Genomic DNA, 21,230 nt, shown 5'->3' with positions numbered 1-21,230 from the left:
AAAATTTCCAGTACATGAAACCCGTAGCAACCCTTATCTCCCGGCGGCGCCCCGTAGGGGCCCTGGTAGTAGAAGTCCCCAATGTTCCCGACTATTTCTTGGAAAAAGTGCTCCAGTTGTACAAACCGCAGGTACGCTACCTGCAGTCGGCCCAGGTAAAGGAAGGCGCCGGCCCCGAGGGCGGTGAGCCGGGCCGCCTGGTGGCGATCACCGGGCGCTTTTCGATACACGAAAACGGATTTTCCGAGGAAGTGCGGCATTTTAATGCGGTAGAGTTTCATCTCTGCTACCACCAGCTGGCCTATGTATTGATGGGGCAGTGCATTTTCCGGGGGATCTTCAACCGCCTGCATCCCGGCTGGTACGGCTGGGCCAATCTTTCCTTTGCCAAATATTTCCGGAAACAGTTATTTACCCTCGATATCGTGCACATCGAAGGTTCGTTCCTGCAGCCGCTGAACTGCTATAATTTCTTCGCCGACCTGGCGATTGAAAAGATTACGGTGCAGGAAGAAACGGCCCTGCTGGATACCTCCATTTCCTTCTCCGACGCTTTTGGCATCAAGTCGCACGGCCATATCAAGCTGGCCTTCCGGTTGCGAAATGGGTTGTAATTGGAGAAAGGAACGATCAGGGGTAACCGAAAATGCGTCGTTCTGAAAGCCTTGCGTAAAACAAACATCCACAGCGCTTACCGCACTGTGGATGTTTGTTTTAGAAAGGAAAATTAGTAAAGCGGCAAGCCGCATCAGTTCAACAGGTTGCCGCTGGCTTGTGGCATCGGGCGGCGCGGCGCCTTCTCCCCGTTGAACAAGGCGGCCAGCGCCAGGGCCAGGAGCACCGACAGGCCGAACAGCAGCGTGGTCGGTACAATGCCCTGTGGCAGGGAAAACAGGGTCAGGAAGCCAATGACGCATAAGAATACAATCAGGCCTACTTTGAACTTCCAGGGAAATTTCGGCTGGTAACTGGCCGGCTTCTGCCCGGGCCTTTGTCCGATTACACGGCCCGAATACACCAGTGCCGCATAAATAAAGCAGATGATGGCGGAGCCTGCGGCAGCGGATTCCAGCACCAGTTCATAAGCGCTGACATACAAGGCGGCCGCATAGACCGATACACCCAGCAGCAGAATAGCCACGTAGGGAATGCCGGAGCCGGATATCCTCGTCAGTATTTTGGGTAGGCTGCCTTCACGGCCCAGGGCATACACCAGCCGGGAGCCACCCATAATGCCGGAATTGAAGGTGGAAATAATGGCGAAGGCCGAGATGATCATGGCCAGCCACCGGCCCGCCTGGCCGAACAGGGCCACCACGTAGGGTACATGGGGAGAGACGCCGGCGGCAATGGTTTTTTGCGGCAGTATCAGGCTCAGGCCCAGGATAAAAAGGACGTATACCACCAGGTTCAGGGTAATGCCCAGCGGCATCGACAGGGGGATCAGCTTTTTATAGGCCTCCCTGGACCATCCCAGGGGCGTTACCCACTCGAAGCCCACGAACAGGAACAGCGCCATGCCCAGCGTTACCGGGGCGCCCTTCCACTGGCCGGCCCCGGACAGGCCCGCCAGCAGTTGCGGCAACCGCTGCCACCCCAGGTACACGCCTGCCAGGCCCACCGCCAGCATCACCGCCAGTACGGCCGAAGTGGAAACGATCTGCAGGTTCCGCGGCAGCTCCATCCCCGCCAGGTTGAACAGGAGCACGGAGAACAGCAGCAGCGTGATGACCGCGAAGGCATGGGCGCCGGGAAACAGTTCGCGGAACACCAGGGAGAACATGTTGCATTCCACGGCGCCGATGATGACGATGAACAGGAAATAAAAATAGGTGAAGAAGAGCGAGGTTTTTCCGGTGAAGGCATTTTTGAAAAACGTGCGGATGCCCGGGGCAGAGGGATAGCGCGACGCCAGTTCCGATACCGAGTCGGAAATGGCGATGCAGAAGAGGCCCGCCAGCAGGGTGCAGAGGAGCACCCAGGCGCCGCCGATGACCTCGAACATCCCGGCCATGACGGCAAAGGAGGAGGTCGACAGGGCCGTGCCGGCGCAGACCGTCACGTAAAAAAACAATTCTTTTCCTTTCTTCATGGTAGCGATGGTTTGGTTGGTGGTAATAAATCAAGCTTACATGCCCCAGATCACCAGGCAGAGGGCGTCAAGCTTTAATTGGTCCTTGTCGTTGCCGTAGACGGCGATCTGGCCGTCCAGCACGGCTTCCGCCGGGTTGAGGGAGCCGGAGAACACCTGGTCCAGGATGTCTTCGTCGCCTTCCACCACGATCTGGTGCTTTTGTTCCTGCTTGCCTTCGAGCACGCCGGCTACCGCCTTGTCGCGGATGAGCAGGCTGTAGGATTCCGCCGTATCGGAGGTTTCGATGATGATGTTGGGTTCCCAGCCGGCGAGCAGTTTTTTTACCTGGTGGTTGCCGTTCACAGTTTCGCGGAAGGAGCTTAAACGTTCGATTAACATGGTTGGTTGGTTTTATTATTTCCAGGGAAGCTTCAGTCCCAAAAGATTTTTTCCGATCAGTACTTTCAAAATATCATCGCTGGGGCCCATCAGCGATCCGGCCCGGGCGTCGCGGTAGGCGCGCTCCACCACGTGGCCGCGTTTGTAGCCCATGCCGCCGCAGACCTGCACGGCTTTGTTGCTCACCTCGATGGCCATCTCGCAGGCCGCTACCTTCAGTTGGGCCAACTCCATAAAGAAGCTGTCGTCCTGGGCTTTTTCCAGCAGCTCGTCCAGCATGTCGGCGGCATGCAGCTCGTCGAACACCTTGGTGAGGTGGGCCGTCAGGCCGGCGGTGCGGTCGAGGCTGTGTTTCACTTTTTCGATGGCGATCTTCATTTCGGCCATGTAGCGCTGGATGGTTTCCACCTGCACCAGCGAATTCTGGGTGTCGGTAAAGTTGCGGCCGCACACATGGCGGCGGGCACCTTCGAACGCGGCACGGGCAATGCCCAGGTACACCGCGGCCAGTCCCAGGATATAGGGCGGGAAGGTGTAGGCCATGAGGAAGTTGAAGCCGATATTGGCGGGACCCAGGCGGTTTTCCTTCGGCACCTTCACGTGGTTGAAATGTACCGGCGTGCTGCAGTTGCCCCGCAGGCCCATGCCGTTCCATTTGCCGATGATGTTGATGTCGGGATCCTTGCCGTTCACGAAAAAGAGACTGAGCTCATTCGGCGCGGAGGTTTCGGAGGAGCGTACCGGCAGCAGGTAGAAGTCGGAATGGCCGGAGGAGGTGGCGAAGGACTTGAACGAGTCGATGTCGAAATGGTCGCCTTTGTCCACGGCGCAGCTGTCCATATGCCACAGGCGGGTGCCCGAGCCGCGTTCGCTCATCGAGTAGCTCCCCAGCCCGTTGCCTTCGATGATCGGCAGCAGGATGTTTTCGTACTGGTCCTCGCTCACCAGCCGCCCGATCAGCGGCATGGTGCTGGAGTGCATCAGGAACACCATGGCCGAGGAGGCGCAGCCCTGGGCCAGTTCTTCCACGATGGCGCACATGGTTTTCACATCGCCGCCCTGGCCGCCTTTTTCTTTGGGGATGCCGATGCTCAGGAGGCGGGCTTCCGCCAGGGCCTGCAGGCTTTCTATGGGGAAGCGGCCCTGCTCGTCCACTTCCTCTGCATAACGGGCAAGGACATTTGTAGAAATTTCTTTGGCTTTTTTCTTCCAGAAGCCGTCCTCGAAGGAAACGGAAATCTGCTTCAGTTGGTTGGTGGAGGTCATTTGGAGTAAATCGGTATGGGTTAGAGAATGGATTTGGTTTTTTCGCGGAAGAAGTGAAACTTATGTTTCTGGGCGATGGCGCCGATCACCTCCACCTGTTCGGGGGTGATGGCGGAGAAGGAAAAGGCCCCTTTATACTGCTCCAGTCCCAGCAAGAGTGTCTCGGCGATGCAGGCGTAGACCGAGCCGGCCGGCAGGGGAAAACCCCTCAGGGGCAGCCCTTCGCCGTGCGGCAGCGTCACCACGCCGCCTACGAGCACCTTGATGTTTTTATCGTTGTGAAACAGCTCGGGCGTCACGTTCAGCGGAACGGAGATGTCGTACACGATGGTGCCGGCGCTGAAATGGTCTTCGGTCAGGAAGGGCGAGGGCGCATTGGTGGCTACGATCACCAGGTTGCACTGCCGCAGCACTTCCAGGTCGGAGAAGATGGCGATGGGGTTTTCGTCTCCCAGTTCTTCCTGGAGTAAGGCATACAGGTTGGGGGCGTCGGCCTTGAGGGTACCTCCCACGATATCGCTATACAGCCGGGTGGCCCGGATCTTTTCTTCCAGCAGGCCGGAGGCTTCGTGCTGTTGCTGCTGCAGTCGGGTCACCACGTATTTCAGGAGCTCGCGGGCCGTGCGGGCAATGCGCTCCGTGCCCTGCGACCGGTCGCTGCCTTTGAGGAACATTTTGGATACATAGGGGGTGATGCACTTGGCATAGACCGAGCTGATATTGCCCGCCGCACCAATAATGCCGGCCACGATCTCTTCGCCCCGGGGGATCACCAGTCCCTTGCGCACCTCGTGCAGCACGCTTTGCAGCCCGATATAGGTGGTAAAGCTGTTGCCGGTGGTCACCACCACGTCGCTATGGGGAATGGTGGTGCCGTTGCTGGTGATGATGGAGGTGTACTGGCCCAGGCCGACGATATCGGTAAAATACTCTTTGGAAAGGGTGGCGATGGCCTTGTGGCAGATCTTGCGGTAGGGCGCCAGCTCGTTCTTCACCAGGGCTTCGCGCACCATGCCCGAGGTAAAGGGCAGGCCTGCAAACACAATCTCCACTTCCTTGCCGTTGCCGTCGCGGATGACTTTGGTACCGGTGATGATGCAGTTGCCGAACTCCAGGATATCGTGCAGCAGCCCTTCGATCACGTCCACCGGCACTACCGCCAGGGAGGGATCGCTTTCCACCACGTGCGCTTCGTTGATGAAGTGCGTCAGGAAGCCCACCCGCTTCAGGGCGCCGTAGGTGCTTACCTGCACTTCGCCGTTGGAGAATTGTTGCAGCGGCCGCAGGCCCTGGTACTCGGCGGGAAGCATCGATTCAATGAACTTGTAAAAGTCTTCGGCCCGCAGCACTTCGCAAACGCTTTTCAGGCCTTCGATCAGCCGGTCCATATCCGGTTCGCTCACATTGGCCGGCGGCTGGATGCGGATGGTGAAGGAAGAAGACAAGGTAGGGGCTACCCGCACCTGGAAGTGGTGCAGCAGGTAGGAGGTAATAAAGTAGTTGAAGTAATTGGAGCGGGAGGCGAACTGGAAGGGGTAGCAGGCGCTGTTGTGAAAGGATTTGAACAGCACGCCCAGCATCAGTCCGTCGCCGAGCACCCCCTTGATGATGTCGGGGTATGCTTCTTTGAGGGCCTGCAGCTTTTCGTGCAGGGCCTTGCCGGTGGCTTCGGCCTGCGGGGCGCCGGCCTTCAGCAGTTCCAGGGCTTTCAGCGAAAGGGCCGAGGAGTACTCGTCGCCGCTGAAGGTGGAGGTATGCAGCATGCCGAACTCGGGTTCGTAGGCGTCCTTGTCGATCACCAGGGCCCCGATCTTCACCAGGCCACCGCCCAGCGATTTGCCCAGCAGGTAGTAGTCCGCGCTGATGCCTTTCTGCTGCGCATACAGCAGGGTGCCGGTGCGGTACGAGCCGGTCTGGATCTCGTCGAGGATGAGGGGGATTTTATAGGAAAGGGTGAGGCTTCTGAGCTTTTTCAGAAAATTGGCCGGTACCGTCAGCACGCCGCCTTCGCCCAGGATGGGTTCGATGATGATGGCGCAGCAGGTGTAAAATTCCACTTCGCGGGTCCATACGGTGCCGCCGGCGCCGGCTTCGGGCACGTAGAGGGTGACTCGGCTGGCGGCCAGGGATTTTTCCAAAAATTCTTCGTCCCAGGGAAAGAAGACGGTTTCCTTTTTCTCCGACGGCAGCAGGAAGTGTTCCTTGAATTTTTCGGAGGCGGTAGCCTTCAGGGCGGACAGGGTTTTGCCGTGGTAGGATTTTTCAGAGGCCAGCAGCTTAAACGAAAGGGCGTTGATGGTTTCCTGGTTGGCGGCCAGCACCTCCTCGCGGAATTCCGAAAAGCTGCCGTAGGTATTGCCCTGGAACAGCAGGGAAGAGACCATTCCTTTTACCACCTGGTTGCTGATGGCGTTCAGGTTCTTGTGCACCCCGTCTACCAGGGCATTCAGTTCCTTCATCTTTTTGAAGCGGGCGTGCTTGATGGCGGCTTCCACGGTTTCGGCTCCCGAGTTGGTAAAGGTGGTGACATAGCTTTTGCCGGTGGTGCTGCCGATCTCGTCGCTGAGAAATTTCGCCAGCCGGCCGCTGTGGTGCTTGATGGACATCTGGTCGTGCACCGGCACGCCCTGCTCCAGGAGGCTTTTGGCATACGCCACCAACTCGGGGTGGTGGTGGCCCAGGGCCAGGCTGCCGTAGCCGCCCAGGAAATCTTTTATTTCCACTTCCTGCCCCTGCGCATCGCGGTAATACAGGCGGTTGCCCTGGGCACGGTGATAGGTCTTATCCAGCTTTAATTTATTCAGGTAATCACCCAGTTGGGGGTTGACGAATTCCTTGTAGTACATGGTTGTGGTTTTGGGGGTTTGGGGAGTTAAGGGTGAAGCGATGCAGCGGGATCGGAAAGCAGCAGTTGAATAAGGGGTTTGATAGATTGGACGGAAAGCAGGGCCGTAAGGGAACACAACAGTGGAAGTTTTTTTAAAAAATCTTTTAGGTTGTCGGTAGTAGTTATACTTAATAAAAACGCCCTGCCGGGGAGGCAGGGCGCATATGCAGTGGTTTTGATTGCGACGTTTTTGGTTAGGCTTCTTCGGAAAGCCGTTCTACCCTGGGCGGCAGCAGCTTGTACACAACGGGCGTCACGATCCGCGAAAGGAGGGTGGAGGAGATCAGGCCGCCGATGATCACCAGCGCCAGGGGCGACACCAGGGGACTGCTGCTGACGGCAATGGGAATAAAGCCGCCGATGGCCGTCAGGCTCGTAAGCACGATGGGCAGGAAGCGCAGCTCGCCGGCCTCCCGGATGGCCTCTTCGAGGCTTTTGCCCTCGGCCCGGAGCTGGTTGGTGAAATCCACCAGCAGGATGGAGTTCTTCACCTCCACGCCCGCCAGCCCGATAAAGCCGATGATGGCCACGAAGGAAAGGGGGTAACCCGCCAGGGCCAGCGCCGCCACCCCGCCGATCACGCCCAGCGGGATCACCGACAGCACGATCAGGGTGCTTTTAAAGGTCTTGAACTCCAGGATCAGCACCATCACGAACAGGAAGACCGTCGCCAGTACCACGGTGATGAAGCCGCTGCCAAAGGCGTTCTGCTCGCCCTCGGCTTCCCCGGCAATCTGGTACTCGTAGCCGGTCGGGAAATGCAGTTCACCCACCCTCTTTTCAAAGGCCTTGTTGATGTCGGCGGCAAACACGCCTTTTTGCGTAAAGGCGGTCACCACCACGAAGCGCTTTTTATCGAGGTGCTTGATGATCGAAGGCGAGGATTCGAATTCCAGGTCGGCCACCTGCTTCAGCGGCACGGGTTGCCCCAGGCCGTTGTTGACAAAAACGCGGTCGAGGGTGCCCACGGTGGCAAACTGTTCCTTGGGGGCGCTCATGATGATGTTGAGGTCGTCGCCCTGTTCGGGGGCATATTTACCTACCGGCACACCGGCTACGGACAACCGCACGGTTTTTTTGATGTCCGCGGGCTGCACCGCCAGGGTGCGGGCTTTTTCGGTATGGATATTCAGCTTCAGATCCGACTTTTGCAGGTCGCTTTCGTTCTTCACGTAGAGGGTGCCGGGGATGGTGAGCAGCATGTGCTCCACCTGGCGGGCCAGGATGCGCAGGCTGTCGAAATGGTCGCCGGCCAGGCGGATGACCACGGGGGCTTCCACCACCGGTCCCTGCTCAAAATCCTTTACTTCGATGCGGGTGCCGGCATAGCCGCGAAAGGTTTCCCGCAGGCTGTCAATGAGGGCTTTCTTCTCCTTCATGCCTACGGAAGGTTGCAGCTGCACGTACAGCTGGGCGTATTCGTTCTTCTGGTTTTCCGGGAATTCATTGTAATAGATGCGGGGGTTGCCCTTGCCCACGTTGGTGGTAAAGAACCGCACCTGGTCGTGGCGGCCCAGTTCCTGTTCTACTTCGCGGGCCATGCGGTTGGTAGCTTCCAGGGTGCTTTGCAGGGGCATGTGGATGTTGACCAAAAACTGCGGCTTTTCCGAAGAAGGGAACAGGCGGAAGCCGATCTGGCCAAACAGGGCCAGGGAGGCCACGAACAGCACCACGGTCAGCACCAGCGTCCGGCGGGGGTGCTTCAGGGCCACGTCCAGCACTTTGGAATAGGTGCCGCTGATGGCCCGCTTCAGCACGCGGTGGAACACGTTGTCTTCGGGATGGTCTTCGGCTTTGAGGAAGCGGCTGGCCATGAAGGGAACAATCGTAAGGCAGACGATCATGGAAGCGAACACGGAGGTGATCACCGCCAGGGGCAGGCCCCGGATAAATTCGCCCGATACGTCGGGCAGGAACACCAGCGGCAGGAAGGCGATGGTCAGCGCCGCCGTGCAGCCCAGCACCGCCGTGGTGATCTGTTTGGTGGCCTCCACGGCCGCCAGCCCGCGGGGACGGCCCTCCCGCATCCAGCGTACGATATTTTCCACCACCACGATGCTGTCATCCACCGACAGGCCCAGCGCCACCACCAGTCCCACGATGCTCAGCTGGTTGAGCGAGTAGCCCAGGAAGCTGAGGGCCACGATGCCCAGGCCGAGGGAGAGGGGGATGGCCACCATCACGATCAGGGAGGCCCGGCGTCCCAGGGGCAGCAGGGTGATCAGCACCAGGGCGATGGCCACCAAAAAGTCGATGCCCAGGCCGCGCAGGCGTTTTTCCACGTTCAGGGCCTGGTCGAAATTCTTCACCAGGCTGATGCCGGCCGGCAGCCCTTTTTCAAAGGAGGCCACCACGGGCCGGTAGGCTTCACGGGTTTTGGCGATGTTCTCGCCCTCTTTCTGGGCGGCGGTCACCAGCACGCAGCGGTGGCCGTTGATGCGGGTGATGTGCTTTTCCTCGTCGTAGCCAAAGGCCACGTCGGCCACGTCTTTCAGGTAGACTACCTTGCCCTGGGCGCTGTATACGATGGTGTTGCGCACCTGGTCGAGGCTGCGGTATTTGCCGGTGGTTTTGATGTTGTACATGCGGGTGCCGGCCTGCACGCTGCCGCCCGGCAGCTCGGCCGCTTCGCTCTGGATGCTCTGGATCACGTAGGGCAGGGGGATGCCGGCCCGGGCGATCTTATCGAGCTTCAGCTGCACGCGGATCACCTGGTCGGGCAGGCCCCACCAGGCCACCTTTTTGAGGCTTTTTACTTTTTCCAGCTCGGTCTTCAGTCCTTCCGCCTGGTGGCGCAGGGCTTCGTTGGAAGCGCTGCCCGATACCAGCGCCATCTGCAGCACGTTCACGTCGGTCGGCGTTACCTTGCGCACCTCCAGCTTGTAAATGTCGGGGGGAAGGTCGGGGCGCAGGCTGTTGATCTCGCGCATCAGCTCCTGGTGCTTCGTGTCCACGTCGCATTCGTAGCGGAAGTCCACGGTGATCACCGCCACGCCGTCGTGGATCTCGGTGGCGATCTTTTTGAGGTCCTGCAGCTCGCTGACCTTTTTCTCAATGGGCTTGACCACCAGCTCCTCCATGTCCTTGGGGCTGGTGCCGGGATAAATGACGACGATGGGAAATTGCGGCGGATGGATGTCGGGGTCCTCCGCCCGGGGCATGTTCAGCAGCGTGCTGACGCTGACCACGATGATCATAAGGAACACCACCAGCGTGAACTGGTAGTTCCTTACGAAGAAATTAGTTATCTGCATAAAAACGGTTTAGGGAGAAAAGGTTAGGGGAGGGCATTCACCAGGCCATTGTCTTTGAGGTAGGAGGCGCCGGACACCACCAGGTAGCGATAGTTTTCCAGGCCGTCGGATACATACACCCGGTCGTCGCCGATGCGGCGGATATGCACCTGCACCTTTTTCACCTGTTTGCGGTTGTTGCTCACGAACACGTAGCCTTCCTTACCGTTGGCTTCCAGCAGGGCGTTGTAGGGGATGGAGTAGTCGGCCAGCTTTTCGCCGGCGCGGATGCGGACGTTGCCGAACATGCCGGCGGCCGGCTGCACGCCGGTGAGGTTTGCTTTCACTTCCACGGTGAACGAGCCCGTGATGGGGTCGGCCACCAGCGATTTTTTATGGACCACACCGGTGAAGGGGCGGTCAGGGAAGGCATCCAGCTGGATGGTGGCGGGGTTGCCCAGCTGGAGGGCGGCCCATTGGCGGTCCGATACGCTCAGGCGCATCACCCATTTGCCCGAGGGCGCATAAGCACCCACCTGCAGCACGGGCAGGCCGGCGCCGGTGATCTCGCCTTCGTTCAGCAGCTTGCGGATGACGAAGCCGTCGGCGGGGGCGTAGATGCGGGCATGGCGGCGGTTGTACTGGGCCTGCTGCACCTGCTGGTAGGCCAGGTCGGCGCCGGTGCGGGAGTTTTCCAGCTGTTCGCGGGTGGCCACGCTGTCCTTGAACAGGTTATCCGCCCGTTTGTAATCGCGGGTGGCTTTTTCATAGGCCAGCTGCACCTGCTGTACCTGGGCGTCGATCTCGGTGTTCTGCAGCGTGGCCAGCAGCTGGCCTTTTCGGATATACTGGCCGTCCTGCACGAGGATGCGGTCGATGACGCCGCCGACCTTAAAGGACAGGCGGGCCTCTTCGGCGGGGAACAGGCTGCCGGAAGCTTCGATCGCGTTGCTGCTGTCGTCTGTTGCGGACAGCAGCATGAAGTTCACCGGGATGAGGTCGGTGGCGGGCGGCAGCGGCTTTTCGTTTTCGGAAGTGCCGCAGGAAGCGAGGAACACGGCCAGCACAGCCGCCGTGCCGAAAATAGAAAGGTTCATATCGGGGTTCAGTTTAAGGGATAAGTTGCGGATTGCCGTTCGTATTCGGCTTTCGCGGAAAGGAGTTTATACTTGGTCAGGTTGATCTGCAGTCGGGTGTCGGTGAGCTTTACCTGGGCGTCCATCAGTTCCAAAAAAGAGTGGGTGCCTTCGCCAAAACCGCGGCTGACCAGGTGGTAATAGCTTTCCGCCGGGGCCAGCTTGTCCTCCGACAGGCGGTAATTGCTTTCGGCCGCCTGCAGGTTGTTGCGGGCCACCAGGGCGGCCAGCGACAGCTGCTGCTGCACGTGCTCTTTTTGCAGGGTGATGGTTTCCAGCTCCAGCAGCGACTGGCGCACCTGGAGTTGGTTGCGGCCGCCGGTAAACAGGGGCACTTTCAGCTGCAGGCCGCCGAAGTACAGCAGCGACTGGCTCTGCACCTTGAAGTCAAAATCCTGGGCGCCGAGGTCGAGAAAGGCGTTGAGGCGGGGCGTGCGGTAGGCTTTGGAGGCTTTGAGCTTGTGGCGGTAAATGTCCTGGGCGGCAGCCAGGGCCTTCAGCTCTTCGCGGCCGGGGGTGCCGGCGGGTGCCAGGGCTGCCGTTTGGGACAACAGGTCCGCCAGGGAATCTTCCACCGCCAGCACCGAATCGCCCAGGGGCTTGTTGACCAGGAAATTGAGGTAGGCACGGGCGTTCTGCTGTTGCAGGGCGGCCACCTGTTGCTGTTCCTGCACCGCCTTCAGCTCGAAGGTGGCGCGGGCCACGAAGGCGGGCAGTCCTTTGCCGTTGGCCACCAGGGCCTGGCTGCTTTTGAGGTTTTGCGCCGCCAGCTGCAGCAGGTTTTGGTAGATGCCGATGCCGTGTGTGGCCATGAGGTAGTTGTAATACGCCACTTTGATCTCTTTGACCAGCTCGCGCTTGTAGGTGGCCAGCTCCAGTTCCTTCATCCCGGTTTCGCTGGTGCGGATGGCACGGTTGGCCTTCAGCTCGGGGTTGATCAGGGGCATGGTGGTTTTGACGCGGACGTCGTAGAAGTTATTGGGCAGAAAGGCTTCCGACATGTTTTTCAGCGGCACTTCGTGGGTGGTCCCCGTCATCTGGCTGAGGGTTTTGTATACGGGGGTCATCAGGTCGGCCACCGGGATGGTGATGGTGCGGCCGCCCCGGGCCAGGGTGTACTGGGTTTCGAAATGCGAGGAGGGGAGGAAGAGGCTTTTGGCTTCTTTCAGGGCCAGCATGGCTGCATCTACCGACAGGGTCTTTTCGCGGACCACGGGGTTGCTTTTCAGGCCTTCGTCGATGAAGGTCTGCAGCGACTGGGCCCGGAGGGCGGTGCTGCCCCCTGCCGTCAGCAGGAAAAATAGAAGGTACCGTTTCATGAATCAGGTGGTTTACGGGTTTTTGGGAAACAAGCTGTCCGTTACCGGTGCCGAACGTCCCGCCAGTATGGTCGGTATTTGGAGGAGGGTGTAAACAGGAAGAGGGAATTATTTTTAAAAATCTGTAAGGTGTTTTTATAGAAGGACCTTTCCTGCCGTGAGCCTGTTTTGGTCGCCACCAGCATTATTATAGAAATGCTTCACTAATAAACTGCGTGTATTGAAGGCCGTTTTTCCACCGTTGTGCCACCGTTAAAACACCCTTTATCGTGAAAATCAGCAGAAAAGGTTTTTCTCCCTGTTTCCCAGCGGATATTTTGCCCGACTATCCTCCTGAACGCAAAACGATCACGCAAAACCCTTAGCATCATGATATTGAAACCCAGCTCCCGCTGCAACAATTACCAGGAATCCCTCTATTTCCACTGGAAGCAACATCCCACCTCCGATGCTTATCACCTTCCTTTCCTTTTTGAGATCAGCGGCAACTTTCTCGTCGGTCCCTTCCTCCAGAGCTGCCAGGCTCTTTTTGAAAGCCTCTATGCCTTCGGCCTGAACTTTAGGGAAAATGCCGCCGGCCAGGTGTTCTCGGCCTACGAGGGGTCCACGGTGCCCCAGGTGCAGTTTCAATCCCTTGCTTCGGAGGAAGACTTTGCCGCCTGCAAGGAAGAATTCTTCTCCCGCCCCTTCGACCTCAATAAGGGCCTTACCTTTTACATGGATATCATCCGCATCGAAGCCACCCACACCTACTACCTGCTGGCCAACTGCCACCACATCATTTCCGATGCCTACAGCTTTTACGAGATCGTCCGCCGCCTGTCGGAAAGCTATAATGCGGACAACCAGGTAACCCAGGAACTTTTTTCCATCAGCCAGGGCAAGTACACCACCCTGAACCAGCACATCCTCGACGGCGAAGCCGAAGACGATGCCTTCATCCGGGGACAGTTCGACCAGGTGGCCTCCTTCGAGCAGTTCCGGCCCGACCTCAGCCGGCAGGAAGGAATTTACCGGGAAACCCTGGTGATCAGCGGCGAGGAAAAGCGGCGCATCAGTGAATTTTGCCGCAGCCAGGGCATCACGCCTTTTGTATTTTACCTGGGCTGCTACCACCTGTTCCTGCACAAGGTGCTCCAAAAGGCCCAGTTGCTGACGGGCATACCGGTGGCCAACCGGCCCGCCAAAGAATTCCGGAACGTGGCCGGCTATTTCGTCAACACCCTGCCGCTGCTCTCCACCATATCGGAAGACACCACCGCCGGCCAGCTGTTCCGCGACCTGAACCGGGGCACCCTGCAGCTGCTGAAGCACCGCAACGCCAACGTCAAGGAAGTGCTGAAGGGCCGGGCGGAAGCCACCGTTTCTTCTTCCAGCTTGTACGACAACATTTTTACTTATTACAAACAAGAACTGACCCTTTCGCTTTCGGGCTGTACCGTCACCTCCCTGCCGGTACACCGCCGGTCGCTGCACTGCCCCTTTTCCCTGGTGGTGGAAGAAGGAGCGGAGGCCGTATACCTGCACTTCGAAAAAGACAGCCGCCTCCTGCCCGAGCTGGACATGACCGCCCTTTTCCAAAAAATCACCGGCACCCTGCCCCAGGCAGCAGATGTCCCGCTGGCCGGCCTGCGGCTGGTGTCCGCCGAGGCCCTGGCGGCCAGCTTCCAAAAGACCCGCATGGGTTCGGGCCGCCCCCTGCCGGTGCAATGGCAGGATACGATCTTCGCCCGCTTTGAAAAGGCCGCCCTCCGGGCCCCGGCGCATACGGCCTGCGTGTTCGAAGGCCGGGAGCTGACCTATGGGGAGCTGCTCGAAACGGCCCGCCGTACCGGTAGGCTGATCGCCCACCGCTCCGCCCAGCCTGCCAACAAGAACGTGGCCCTGCTGCTGCCCGTGGGACTGGAACAGATCACCGGCATCTTCTCGGTGCTGGCGGCCGGCCGCACCTATATCCCCATCGACCCCGCCCTGCCCCTCCAGCGCATTCACTATATTTTGAACGATACCGCCGTCTCCCTGGTGCTGACCACCCGCGCCGTAGCCACCCGCCTGCTACTGCCGGCAGAAAGCTGCCTCTTCCTGGAAGAGCAAGCTTCGCTGCCTACTATGGCGCCCGCCCTGCCGGCCGGCTGCGCCGAGGATACGGCCTACATCATCTACACCTCCGGCACCACCGGCCAACCCAAGGGCGTGATGGTCCCGCACCGCAACGTGCTGGCGCTGCTCGACAGCACCCGCCCGCTTTACCGCTTCCACCACCAGGACCGCTGGTCGCTGCTGCATTCCTATGCTTTCGACTTTTCGGTCTGGGAAATTTTCGGCGCCCTGCTCCAGGGCGGCACCCTGGTGATCGCCCCCGACACGGTGCGCAAGTCGCATGCGGCCTTCTGGAGCTTTTTGAAAGAACAGCGGGTAACGGTGCTGAACCAAACCCCCAGCTATTTCCAGCAATTGATCAAAGAAGCCGTCGCCCACCCTTATCCTTCCCAGTTGCGGACGGTGATCTTCGGGGGCGAAAAGCTGATCTTCAACAGCCTTAAAAACTGGACGAAGATCTTCCCGCTGGACGAGGTGGAGCTGGTGAACATGTACGGCATTACCGAAACCACCGTGCACGTCACCTACCACAAGATCACCCAGGAAGATATCGACAACGGCCGGAGCCTGATCGGGAAGGCCATCCCCGGCTGGGGCGTCTGCATCCTGGGCAAGGACAACCAGCCCCTGCCCGAGGGCGCCACCGGCGAGATCGCCGTCACCGGCCAGGGCGTGGCCCAGGGTTATCTGAACAAGCAGGAGCTGACCGCCCAGCGCTTTACCACGCTCGACCTGCCGGGAATGGGAAAAACCCTGCTGTACAAATCGGGTGACTTCGGCCGCATCAACCGCGACGGCAACCTGGAATATTTCGGCAGGGGCGATGGCCAGGTAAAGATCCGCGGCTACCGCATCGAGCTGAAAGAAATCGAAAAAGCCCTCCAGCAGCACCCCCTCTGCGATATAGCGGCGGTAAAAGTGATCGACGAGGGCGACAACGACCAGCGGCTGGCCGGCTATTACCTCTCAGCCGACGGCCGGGTATCGGCCGGCGCCATGCGCGATTTTATCCGGGAAAAACTGCCGCACTATATGGTGCCGTTTTACCTGGTGCCGCTGGCCGCCTTCCCGCTGACGGTGAACGGCAAGATCGACTACAACGCCCTGCCGGCCCCGGCCCCCTCTCTGGAAGCCGCTGCCCAACCGGTGCTGGCCGGCGACGACCTGCAAACCGCCCTGGTAAAGATCACCTGCTCGGTGATGAAGACCGCCGACGTGCGCGTCGACGACAACTTTTTTGACCTGGGCGGCAATTCGTTGCTGATGGTTTCCTTCCTGCAACAGGTGAACCTGCTGCTGGCCGACCGCCGCCTCGACGCCCGCCTGCAGGTGATGGACGTGTACGAATACCCTACCATCAAGGGGCTGCTCGCCTTTATCGAAGCCGGCGCCAGGGTGCCGGAAGCAGCGCCCCCCGTCCCGGAAGAAGCCGAAGAAGACGACGACTTTCTCGCCCACCTGAACCTGCTCTCCAAAATCGCTATCTAAGAAACACTCCATAAATAAACTCATTTACATGAACTACCCGGTATCCATAACCGATATTGCCGTGATCGGGATCGCCCTGCGCTTTCCCGGGGCGAAGAATCCTGAGGAATTTTTTCAAAACATTAAAGAAGGAAAAAGCTGTATCGAGTTCTTTCCGGAAGAAAGCTACGACCGCCTGGGCGTATACGAAAAGGGCCCGAAAGCGCAATACGTGCCGGCCTCGGGCGTGATCAGGGACGTCGACCGGTTCGACGCCGAATTCTTCAACGTACCCGCCACGGAAGCCAGCCTGATGGACCCGCAGCACCGCGTGTTGCTGGAGTGCGCCTGGGAGGCCCTGGAAGGCTCGGGCTATGCCGCCCAACGCGATGCCCTTTCCATCGGCGTATACGCCAGCTGCAGCCGCAACACCTACCTGCTGTCCAATATTTTGCAAAACGAAAAAGTGGTGGCCGCCACGGGCATGTACCCGCTGATGATCGGCAACCAGGGCGACTTTATCAGCACCCGCATCTCCTACAAGCTGGGACTGACCGGCCCTTCCGTCAACCTGCAAACTGCCTGCTCGTCTTCTTTGGTGGCGGTGCACTATGCCTGCCAGGACCTGATTATGCGCAATTGCGACCTGTCGCTGGTGGGCGGCAGCACCATCCATACGCCCCAGGAAGCCGGCTACAACTTCGAGGAGTCGGGCATCCTGTCGCCCACCGGCCAGTGCCACCCCTTCGACCAGAATTCTTCGGGCACGGTGCCCGGCAACGGCGCCTGCGTGCTGATTCTCAAACGCCTGCAAAATGCCATCGACGACAAGGACCGGATCTATGCCGTCATCAAGGGCACCCGCATCAACAACGACGGCAACCAGAAGGTGGGCTTTACGGCCCCCAGCATCAGCGGCCAGGAAAAGGTGATTCGCGACTGCCTCAAATTCGCCCGGGTAAAGCCCGAGCAGATCGGGCTGGTGGAAGCCCACGGTACCGGCACCCGGGTGGGCGACCCCATCGAGATCGCCTCTTTGAAAAAAGCGTTTAATACCAGGAAGGAAGGCTATTGCGCCGTGAGCTCGGTAAAATCCCAGATCGGCCACCTCGACGCCACCGCCGGCCTGGCGGGGCTGGTCAAGGCCATCCTCTGCCTGGAAGGAAAGCTGATCCCGCCTGCACCTTACCTGACGGCCCTGAACCCCAACATCGACAACGCCCAATCGCCTTTTTACTTTCCCCAACAGCCGCGGGAATGGACGGTGGAGCCGGGCAACTGGCGCTATGCCGGCGTCAGCTCCTTCGGGGTGGGCGGCACCAATGCCCATGCCGTGTTGATGGAAGCGCCGGTAGCAGCGCCGGGGGCCCAAAAGGAGGGGCCTGTATTGCTGCCTTTCTCCGCCAAAAATCCCCAGGCGCTCCACGACCTGCTCCTTTCCTTTGCCGCATGGTTTCAACAGGCCCCGGAAGCCGATCTCCAAAAAGTTTCCTATACGCTCTGGAAGGGAAGGACCCATTTCCGCGAGTGCCGCACCTTTGTGATTGCCTCCGATAGCGCCGAAGCGCAGGAGCAGTTGCTCCTACAAGCCAAGGGGGCGCCCATCACCAGCCTTTCCCCGGAAAAGCTCCGCGCTCTTGGTTCGGACTGGGTGGCCGGCGCCGACGTACAGGCTTCCCTGCTGTTCGATGAGGCGGATAAAAGCTTTATTCCCCTGCCCACCTATGCCTTCCAGCGGAAACGCTACTGGATCGAGCCGCTGGCACCCCTGGTTCCGGTGGCTTCGGAAACACTGCCGGCGCCGGTTTCCAGCCAATCCTCCCTCGAGGTGATCCTGGAATTATGGAAGGAGCTAATCGGGCTGGATATGGTGCGGCCGGAGGACGACTTCTTCGAGCTCGGAGGCGATTCACTGATGGCCATCCAGTTCGCTTCTCGCCTCAAGGAGCGTTTCAAGGTAGTCCTGAGCCTCGACGAACTGCTGGAGACCGGCTCGGCTGCCGAAGTGGACGAGCTGCTGCGGGGTAAGCTGGCCGCCGCCGAAGGAAAAACCTCGTTCCAATTGTTCTCGGGCCAGCCCTTCCAGCAGTTGCGTCGGGGCGACAAAAGTCTCCCGCCCCTGGTGCTGTTCCATCCCGCCGGCGGCACGGTCTACTGCTACCACGAGCTGTTGCGGCAGGCGGCGCTTCCCTGCGAAGTGTATGCCGTCCAGTTCCCCCTGGAAATGCTGCAGCAGGACGTGCGCCTAGTGCCCGGGCTGGCCAAAGAATACCTGCGGCTGGTGCGCGAACACCTACCCGCTGACGCTTATTACCTGGGCGGCTACTCCCTGGGCGGCAATATCGCCTTCGAGATCGCCACCCTGCTGCAGCAGGAAGATCCCGACCAGGTGAAAGGCCTGTGGCTGATCGACTCCCACGCCCCCGGCGCCTATAAAGGCGAGATCTCCGGCGGCCAGGACCTGGTGGCCTCTTTCCCCTACGTCCTGGGCTCGTTCCTGAACCTGCCCCTTGAAGCAGGGGAGCAAGCGACCAACCTGCAAAGCCTGTACAACCGGCTGCAGGAGGCGGGCATCCTTACCGGTCCGATCGATTACAAAGAATTCGAGCTGCTGTTCCGGGTATGGCGCTACAACCACCTCTCGCTGCGCAACTACGACCATGAGCGCAGGTACACCGGCGATGTGGTGGTGTTTCGGGCACGGGAAGACGAGTCGGAGGCATTTTTGCAAAAACTCAATATTACCCGGGTAGAAAAAACCGACTGGCAACAGTACATCGAAGGCTCGCTGGAGATCATCGACGTTCCCGGCAACCACATGTCCATGCTGGCGCAGCCGCATGTGCAGGAGCTGGCCGCCGCCTTTCACCGCAGCTTCCACTACCTGCAACAGCCGGCAGGCACCTTCAGCCATCCATAAACCATTTTCCTCACCACTTCAGGTCCAGCATTATGAGTAACATTAAAGGCAGTAACATTTTAATTACCGGCGGTACCGCCGGCATTGGAAAAGCATTGGCCGACCGCGTCCTGGAACTGGGCGCCGCTTCGGTCACCATCTGGGGCACGAACCGCCCTCGGCTGGAACAGGCCCTGGGCGAATGGCGCCGCAAGGGCTACAAGGTTTTTGGCTATACCGTGGACATCTCCGATGCCCAGGCCGTGCTGCAGACCGCGGCGCTGGTGCTGGAAGAAGCGGGCCTGCCCGATATCCTGGTGAACAATGCGGGCATCGCCGTCCGGAAGCCCTTCTGGGAGCATGCCCAGCCGGAAATGGACCGCATCATCGCCACCAATATCGGCGGCAGCCTGTCCGTTACCCGGGCCTTTCTACCGGCCATGATCAACCGTGGTTCGGGGCATATCGTCAATAATTCGTCGGCCGTGGGGCTGATGCCGAATCCCTGCATGAGCGTGTATGCCGCCTCCAAGTGGGCGATGGTGGGCTGGTCGGAAAGCCTGCGGCTGGAGTTGGAGGCCCTGAAAGGCGACTTCCATGTGACCACCGTCACCACCAGCTACGTGGATACCGGCCTGCTGGACAACGTGAAGGCGCCGCTGTTCACCCCGGTGCTGAAAGCCGAAAAGGTGGCGGCCGCCATTACGCGGGCCATCCGCAGAAACAGCACTTCGCTGCGTCTCCCCTTTACGGCCAACTTCCTGCCCCTGCTGCGGGGCCTGCTGCCCACCCGCGCCTTCGACAGCCTGATCGGCCGCGGCCTGCGCATTTACAACAAAGTCTGACAATGTCGGATTTCGGATTTCGGATCCCCTTGATAGCAGAAAGAGTCTTTCTTCTGTGAAGGGTTCCGACATCCGAAATTAATATTACAGAAACAAACCTTTCGGAACTTAGCTCTATGAAATCCTGGCAATTACATAACGGGTATACCATTTACCAGTTGCTGCACCAACGCAGCAACGCCTTCCTGATTCATACCGGCCGGGATTACCTTATGGTGGATACCGGCATCTCCTGGGCCCGCCGGGCGCTGGCCGCCCGCCTGCAGGAATTACGGGTACCCGAAGACGGGATCAAATACCTTATCCTGACGCATACCCATTTCGACCATTGCGGCAGTGCCCGCTATATTGTGAACCATTTCAAGGCATCCGCTATTGTCCATGCCTGCGAGTCCTTTTACCTGGAGGGGGGCTTTTCGCCCCTGCCGCAAGGGGCCACGCCCCTGACCAAAATAGTGTCCCGCATCGGCATGCTGCTGCAGCCGTTGTTTACCGTACCGAAACTGCGGCCGGCCATTCTCGTGGACCGGCTGTTCCCGATGCAGGCCCTGGGCTACGACATTGACATTATCCAAACCCCCGGACATTCGCCGGGCTCGGTGAGCGTGCTGGTCAACCACGAGATCGCCCTGGTCGGCGACGCCCTCTTTGGGGTTTACGCTCATTCCGTGATCCCGCCTTTTTACAACGACTTTGACCTGCTGGCCGGCAGCATGAAAAAGCTGGCCGATTCCGGCTGCCGCCTGTACCTGCCCGGGCATGGGCGGGAGATCACCGGCCAGCGCCTGAAAGCCCAGTGTGACCGGCTGGCCCTTCCTTCTTATTTCCCGGCCCGCTAGCCTCCCGGGCGCCCCAACATTTCATCCTATTCCTTTCCTCCATGATCGACATTTACACCGCCCGCATCGGGGAGCAGCTTCCTCCTTCGGTTTACGGACGTTATCTCCACCGCCTTCCCCTTTCCCTGCAACAGCGCAACGGCAGGTACAAGCGGTGGCAGGACCGGCACACCCATTTGTTGGGCAAGCTCCTGCTGCTGGACGGACTGAAACGCTACGGCTACCCCGACGACTGCCTGGAGCAGCTGCAATACAATCCCTTCGGCCGTCCTTTTTTGCCGGGCGCCCCTGATTTCAATATTTCCCATTCCGGCGGCCTGGTGGTTTGTGCCCTGACGCCCGGTGGAAGGCTGGGCATTGATTGCGAAAAGGTCCGGCCCCTGGATTTCACTACCGTCCGCGACGTCATGAGTGCCGCCCAATGGGAGGAGATTTACCGGGCCGCCGATCCGCTGCGGGCCTTTTTTCGTTTGTGGGTGATCAAGGAAAGCGTGGCCAAGGCCGAAGAGAAGGGCCTGAACCTTTGCCTGCCCGCCATCCGCGTCAGCGGCGATAGGGCATTTTACGAGGACAGCGTGTGGGAATTAAAGGAGGTAGAAGTGGGGGATGGGTATTTGTGTTATTTGGCCTATGGCCCGGCGTAAAACCTCACCCCGTCGCCGCCTAGGCGGCGCCACCCCTCTCCAAATGGCTACCGTTAGGACACATTAAAGGCTGAGCCTGGTTTGAAGAATGCAAGCAATGAAGATGGTTGCAAGAATAGAAT

At 59.4% G+C, this 21,230-nt stretch carries 13 protein-coding genes; 6 read left to right on the top strand and 7 right to left on the bottom strand.

Annotated features, from left to right (window positions below):
- The first annotated feature begins 14 nt into the window (after nucleotides 1–14).
- Nucleotides 15–614: an FcoT family thioesterase gene (locus V9K67_RS24640; RefSeq protein ID WP_336727353.1), complete on the top strand. Its 600-nt coding sequence runs from the start codon at nucleotides 15–17 to the stop codon at nucleotides 612–614.
- Between the two features lie 134 nt (nucleotides 615–748).
- Here the strand turns inward: V9K67_RS24640 and V9K67_RS24635 are convergent, their stop codons facing one another.
- The 7 genes from V9K67_RS24635 to V9K67_RS24605 form a co-directional block, all read right to left on the bottom strand.
- The gene (locus V9K67_RS24635; protein WP_336727351.1) at nucleotides 749–2,092 is read right to left on the bottom strand and encodes an APC family permease; all 1,344 of its coding nucleotides are present in this window, start codon (nucleotides 2,090–2,092) and stop codon (nucleotides 749–751) included.
- A 36-nt stretch (nucleotides 2,093–2,128) separates the two neighbouring features.
- Entirely contained in the window at nucleotides 2,129–2,473 is a 345-nt protein-coding gene (locus V9K67_RS24630) for a hypothetical protein (RefSeq protein ID WP_336727348.1), read from the bottom strand.
- A gap of 15 nt (nucleotides 2,474–2,488) precedes the next feature.
- Nucleotides 2,489–3,739 carry an acyl-CoA dehydrogenase family protein gene (locus V9K67_RS24625; RefSeq protein WP_336727345.1) on the bottom strand — a complete coding sequence of 417 codons (1,251 nt, stop codon included), beginning with the start codon at nucleotides 3,737–3,739 and terminating at the stop codon, nucleotides 2,489–2,491.
- A 20-nt stretch (nucleotides 3,740–3,759) separates the two neighbouring features.
- Nucleotides 3,760–6,585, bottom strand: a complete 2,826-nt coding sequence (locus tag V9K67_RS24620) for an aminotransferase class III-fold pyridoxal phosphate-dependent enzyme (RefSeq protein ID WP_336727343.1) — start codon at nucleotides 6,583–6,585, stop codon at nucleotides 3,760–3,762.
- Between the two features lie 235 nt (nucleotides 6,586–6,820).
- The gene (locus tag V9K67_RS24615; protein WP_336727340.1) at nucleotides 6,821–9,880 is read right to left on the bottom strand and encodes an efflux RND transporter permease subunit; all 3,060 of its coding nucleotides are present in this window, start codon (nucleotides 9,878–9,880) and stop codon (nucleotides 6,821–6,823) included.
- 23 nt (nucleotides 9,881–9,903) lie between these two features.
- Nucleotides 9,904–10,956 (bottom strand): efflux RND transporter periplasmic adaptor subunit, encoded by a 1,053-nt coding sequence (locus V9K67_RS24610; protein ID WP_336727337.1) that lies wholly within the window; start codon nucleotides 10,954–10,956, stop codon nucleotides 9,904–9,906.
- Nucleotides 10,957–10,964: 8 nt separating this feature from the next.
- Nucleotides 10,965–12,314 carry a TolC family protein gene (locus V9K67_RS24605; protein WP_336727335.1) on the bottom strand — a complete coding sequence of 450 codons (1,350 nt, stop codon included), beginning with the start codon at nucleotides 12,312–12,314 and terminating at the stop codon, nucleotides 10,965–10,967.
- Nucleotides 12,315–12,683: 369 nt separating this feature from the next.
- Between V9K67_RS24605 and V9K67_RS24600 the strand changes: the two genes are divergently transcribed.
- The 5 genes from V9K67_RS24600 to V9K67_RS24580 all read left to right on the top strand — a co-directional run bounded on the left by V9K67_RS24600 (nucleotide 12,684) and on the right by V9K67_RS24580 (nucleotide 21,108).
- Nucleotides 12,684–15,902, top strand: a complete 3,219-nt coding sequence (locus V9K67_RS24600) for a non-ribosomal peptide synthetase (protein WP_336727332.1) — start codon at nucleotides 12,684–12,686, stop codon at nucleotides 15,900–15,902.
- Between the two features lie 28 nt (nucleotides 15,903–15,930).
- Complete coding sequence (locus V9K67_RS24595; RefSeq protein ID WP_336727330.1) at nucleotides 15,931–18,801, top strand: type I polyketide synthase; 2,871 nt, start codon at nucleotides 15,931–15,933, stop codon at nucleotides 18,799–18,801.
- Nucleotides 18,802–18,833: 32 nt separating this feature from the next.
- The gene (locus V9K67_RS24590) at nucleotides 18,834–19,625 is read left to right on the top strand and encodes an SDR family NAD(P)-dependent oxidoreductase (RefSeq protein ID WP_336727328.1); all 792 of its coding nucleotides are present in this window, start codon (nucleotides 18,834–18,836) and stop codon (nucleotides 19,623–19,625) included.
- A gap of 116 nt (nucleotides 19,626–19,741) precedes the next feature.
- Entirely contained in the window at nucleotides 19,742–20,464 is a 723-nt protein-coding gene (locus V9K67_RS24585; protein ID WP_336727326.1) for an MBL fold metallo-hydrolase, read from the top strand.
- Nucleotides 20,465–20,505: 41 nt separating this feature from the next.
- On the top strand, nucleotides 20,506–21,108 hold the full coding sequence (locus V9K67_RS24580; protein ID WP_336727324.1) for a 4'-phosphopantetheinyl transferase family protein: 603 nt from the start codon (nucleotides 20,506–20,508) through the stop codon (nucleotides 21,106–21,108).
- Nucleotides 21,109–21,230 lie beyond the last annotated feature (122 nt).

This window comes from Huijunlia imazamoxiresistens, from assembly GCF_037132455.1.
Taxonomy (GTDB): Bacteria; Bacteroidota; Bacteroidia; order Chitinophagales; family Chitinophagaceae; genus Flavisolibacter; species Flavisolibacter imazamoxiresistens.
The sequence above is the reverse complement of the archived record's forward strand: the minus strand, read 5'-3'. Positions and strand labels throughout refer to the sequence as shown.

Coding starts and splice junctions, on each gene's coding strand:
- V9K67_RS24625 (WP_336727345.1), bottom strand. CDS start 3,739: ATGACCTCCACCAACCAACTGAAGCAGATTTCCGTTTCCTTCGAGGAC.
- V9K67_RS24585 (WP_336727326.1), top strand. CDS start 19,742: ATGAAATCCTGGCAATTACATAACGGGTATACCATTTACCAGTTGCTG.
- V9K67_RS24635 (WP_336727351.1), bottom strand. CDS start 2,092: ATGAAGAAAGGAAAAGAATTGTTTTTTTACGTGACGGTCTGCGCCGGC.
- V9K67_RS24615 (WP_336727340.1), bottom strand. CDS start 9,880: ATGCAGATAACTAATTTCTTCGTAAGGAACTACCAGTTCACGCTGGTG.
- V9K67_RS24595 (WP_336727330.1), top strand. CDS start 15,931: ATGAACTACCCGGTATCCATAACCGATATTGCCGTGATCGGGATCGCC.
- V9K67_RS24630 (WP_336727348.1), bottom strand. CDS start 2,473: ATGTTAATCGAACGTTTAAGCTCCTTCCGCGAAACTGTGAACGGCAAC.
- V9K67_RS24605 (WP_336727335.1), bottom strand. CDS start 12,314: ATGAAACGGTACCTTCTATTTTTCCTGCTGACGGCAGGGGGCAGCACC.
- V9K67_RS24610 (WP_336727337.1), bottom strand. CDS start 10,956: ATGAACCTTTCTATTTTCGGCACGGCGGCTGTGCTGGCCGTGTTCCTC.
- V9K67_RS24640 (WP_336727353.1), top strand. CDS start 15: ATGAAACCCGTAGCAACCCTTATCTCCCGGCGGCGCCCCGTAGGGGCC.
- V9K67_RS24600 (WP_336727332.1), top strand. CDS start 12,684: ATGATATTGAAACCCAGCTCCCGCTGCAACAATTACCAGGAATCCCTC.
- V9K67_RS24590 (WP_336727328.1), top strand. CDS start 18,834: ATGAGTAACATTAAAGGCAGTAACATTTTAATTACCGGCGGTACCGCC.
- V9K67_RS24580 (WP_336727324.1), top strand. CDS start 20,506: ATGATCGACATTTACACCGCCCGCATCGGGGAGCAGCTTCCTCCTTCG.
- V9K67_RS24620 (WP_336727343.1), bottom strand. CDS start 6,585: ATGTACTACAAGGAATTCGTCAACCCCCAACTGGGTGATTACCTGAAT.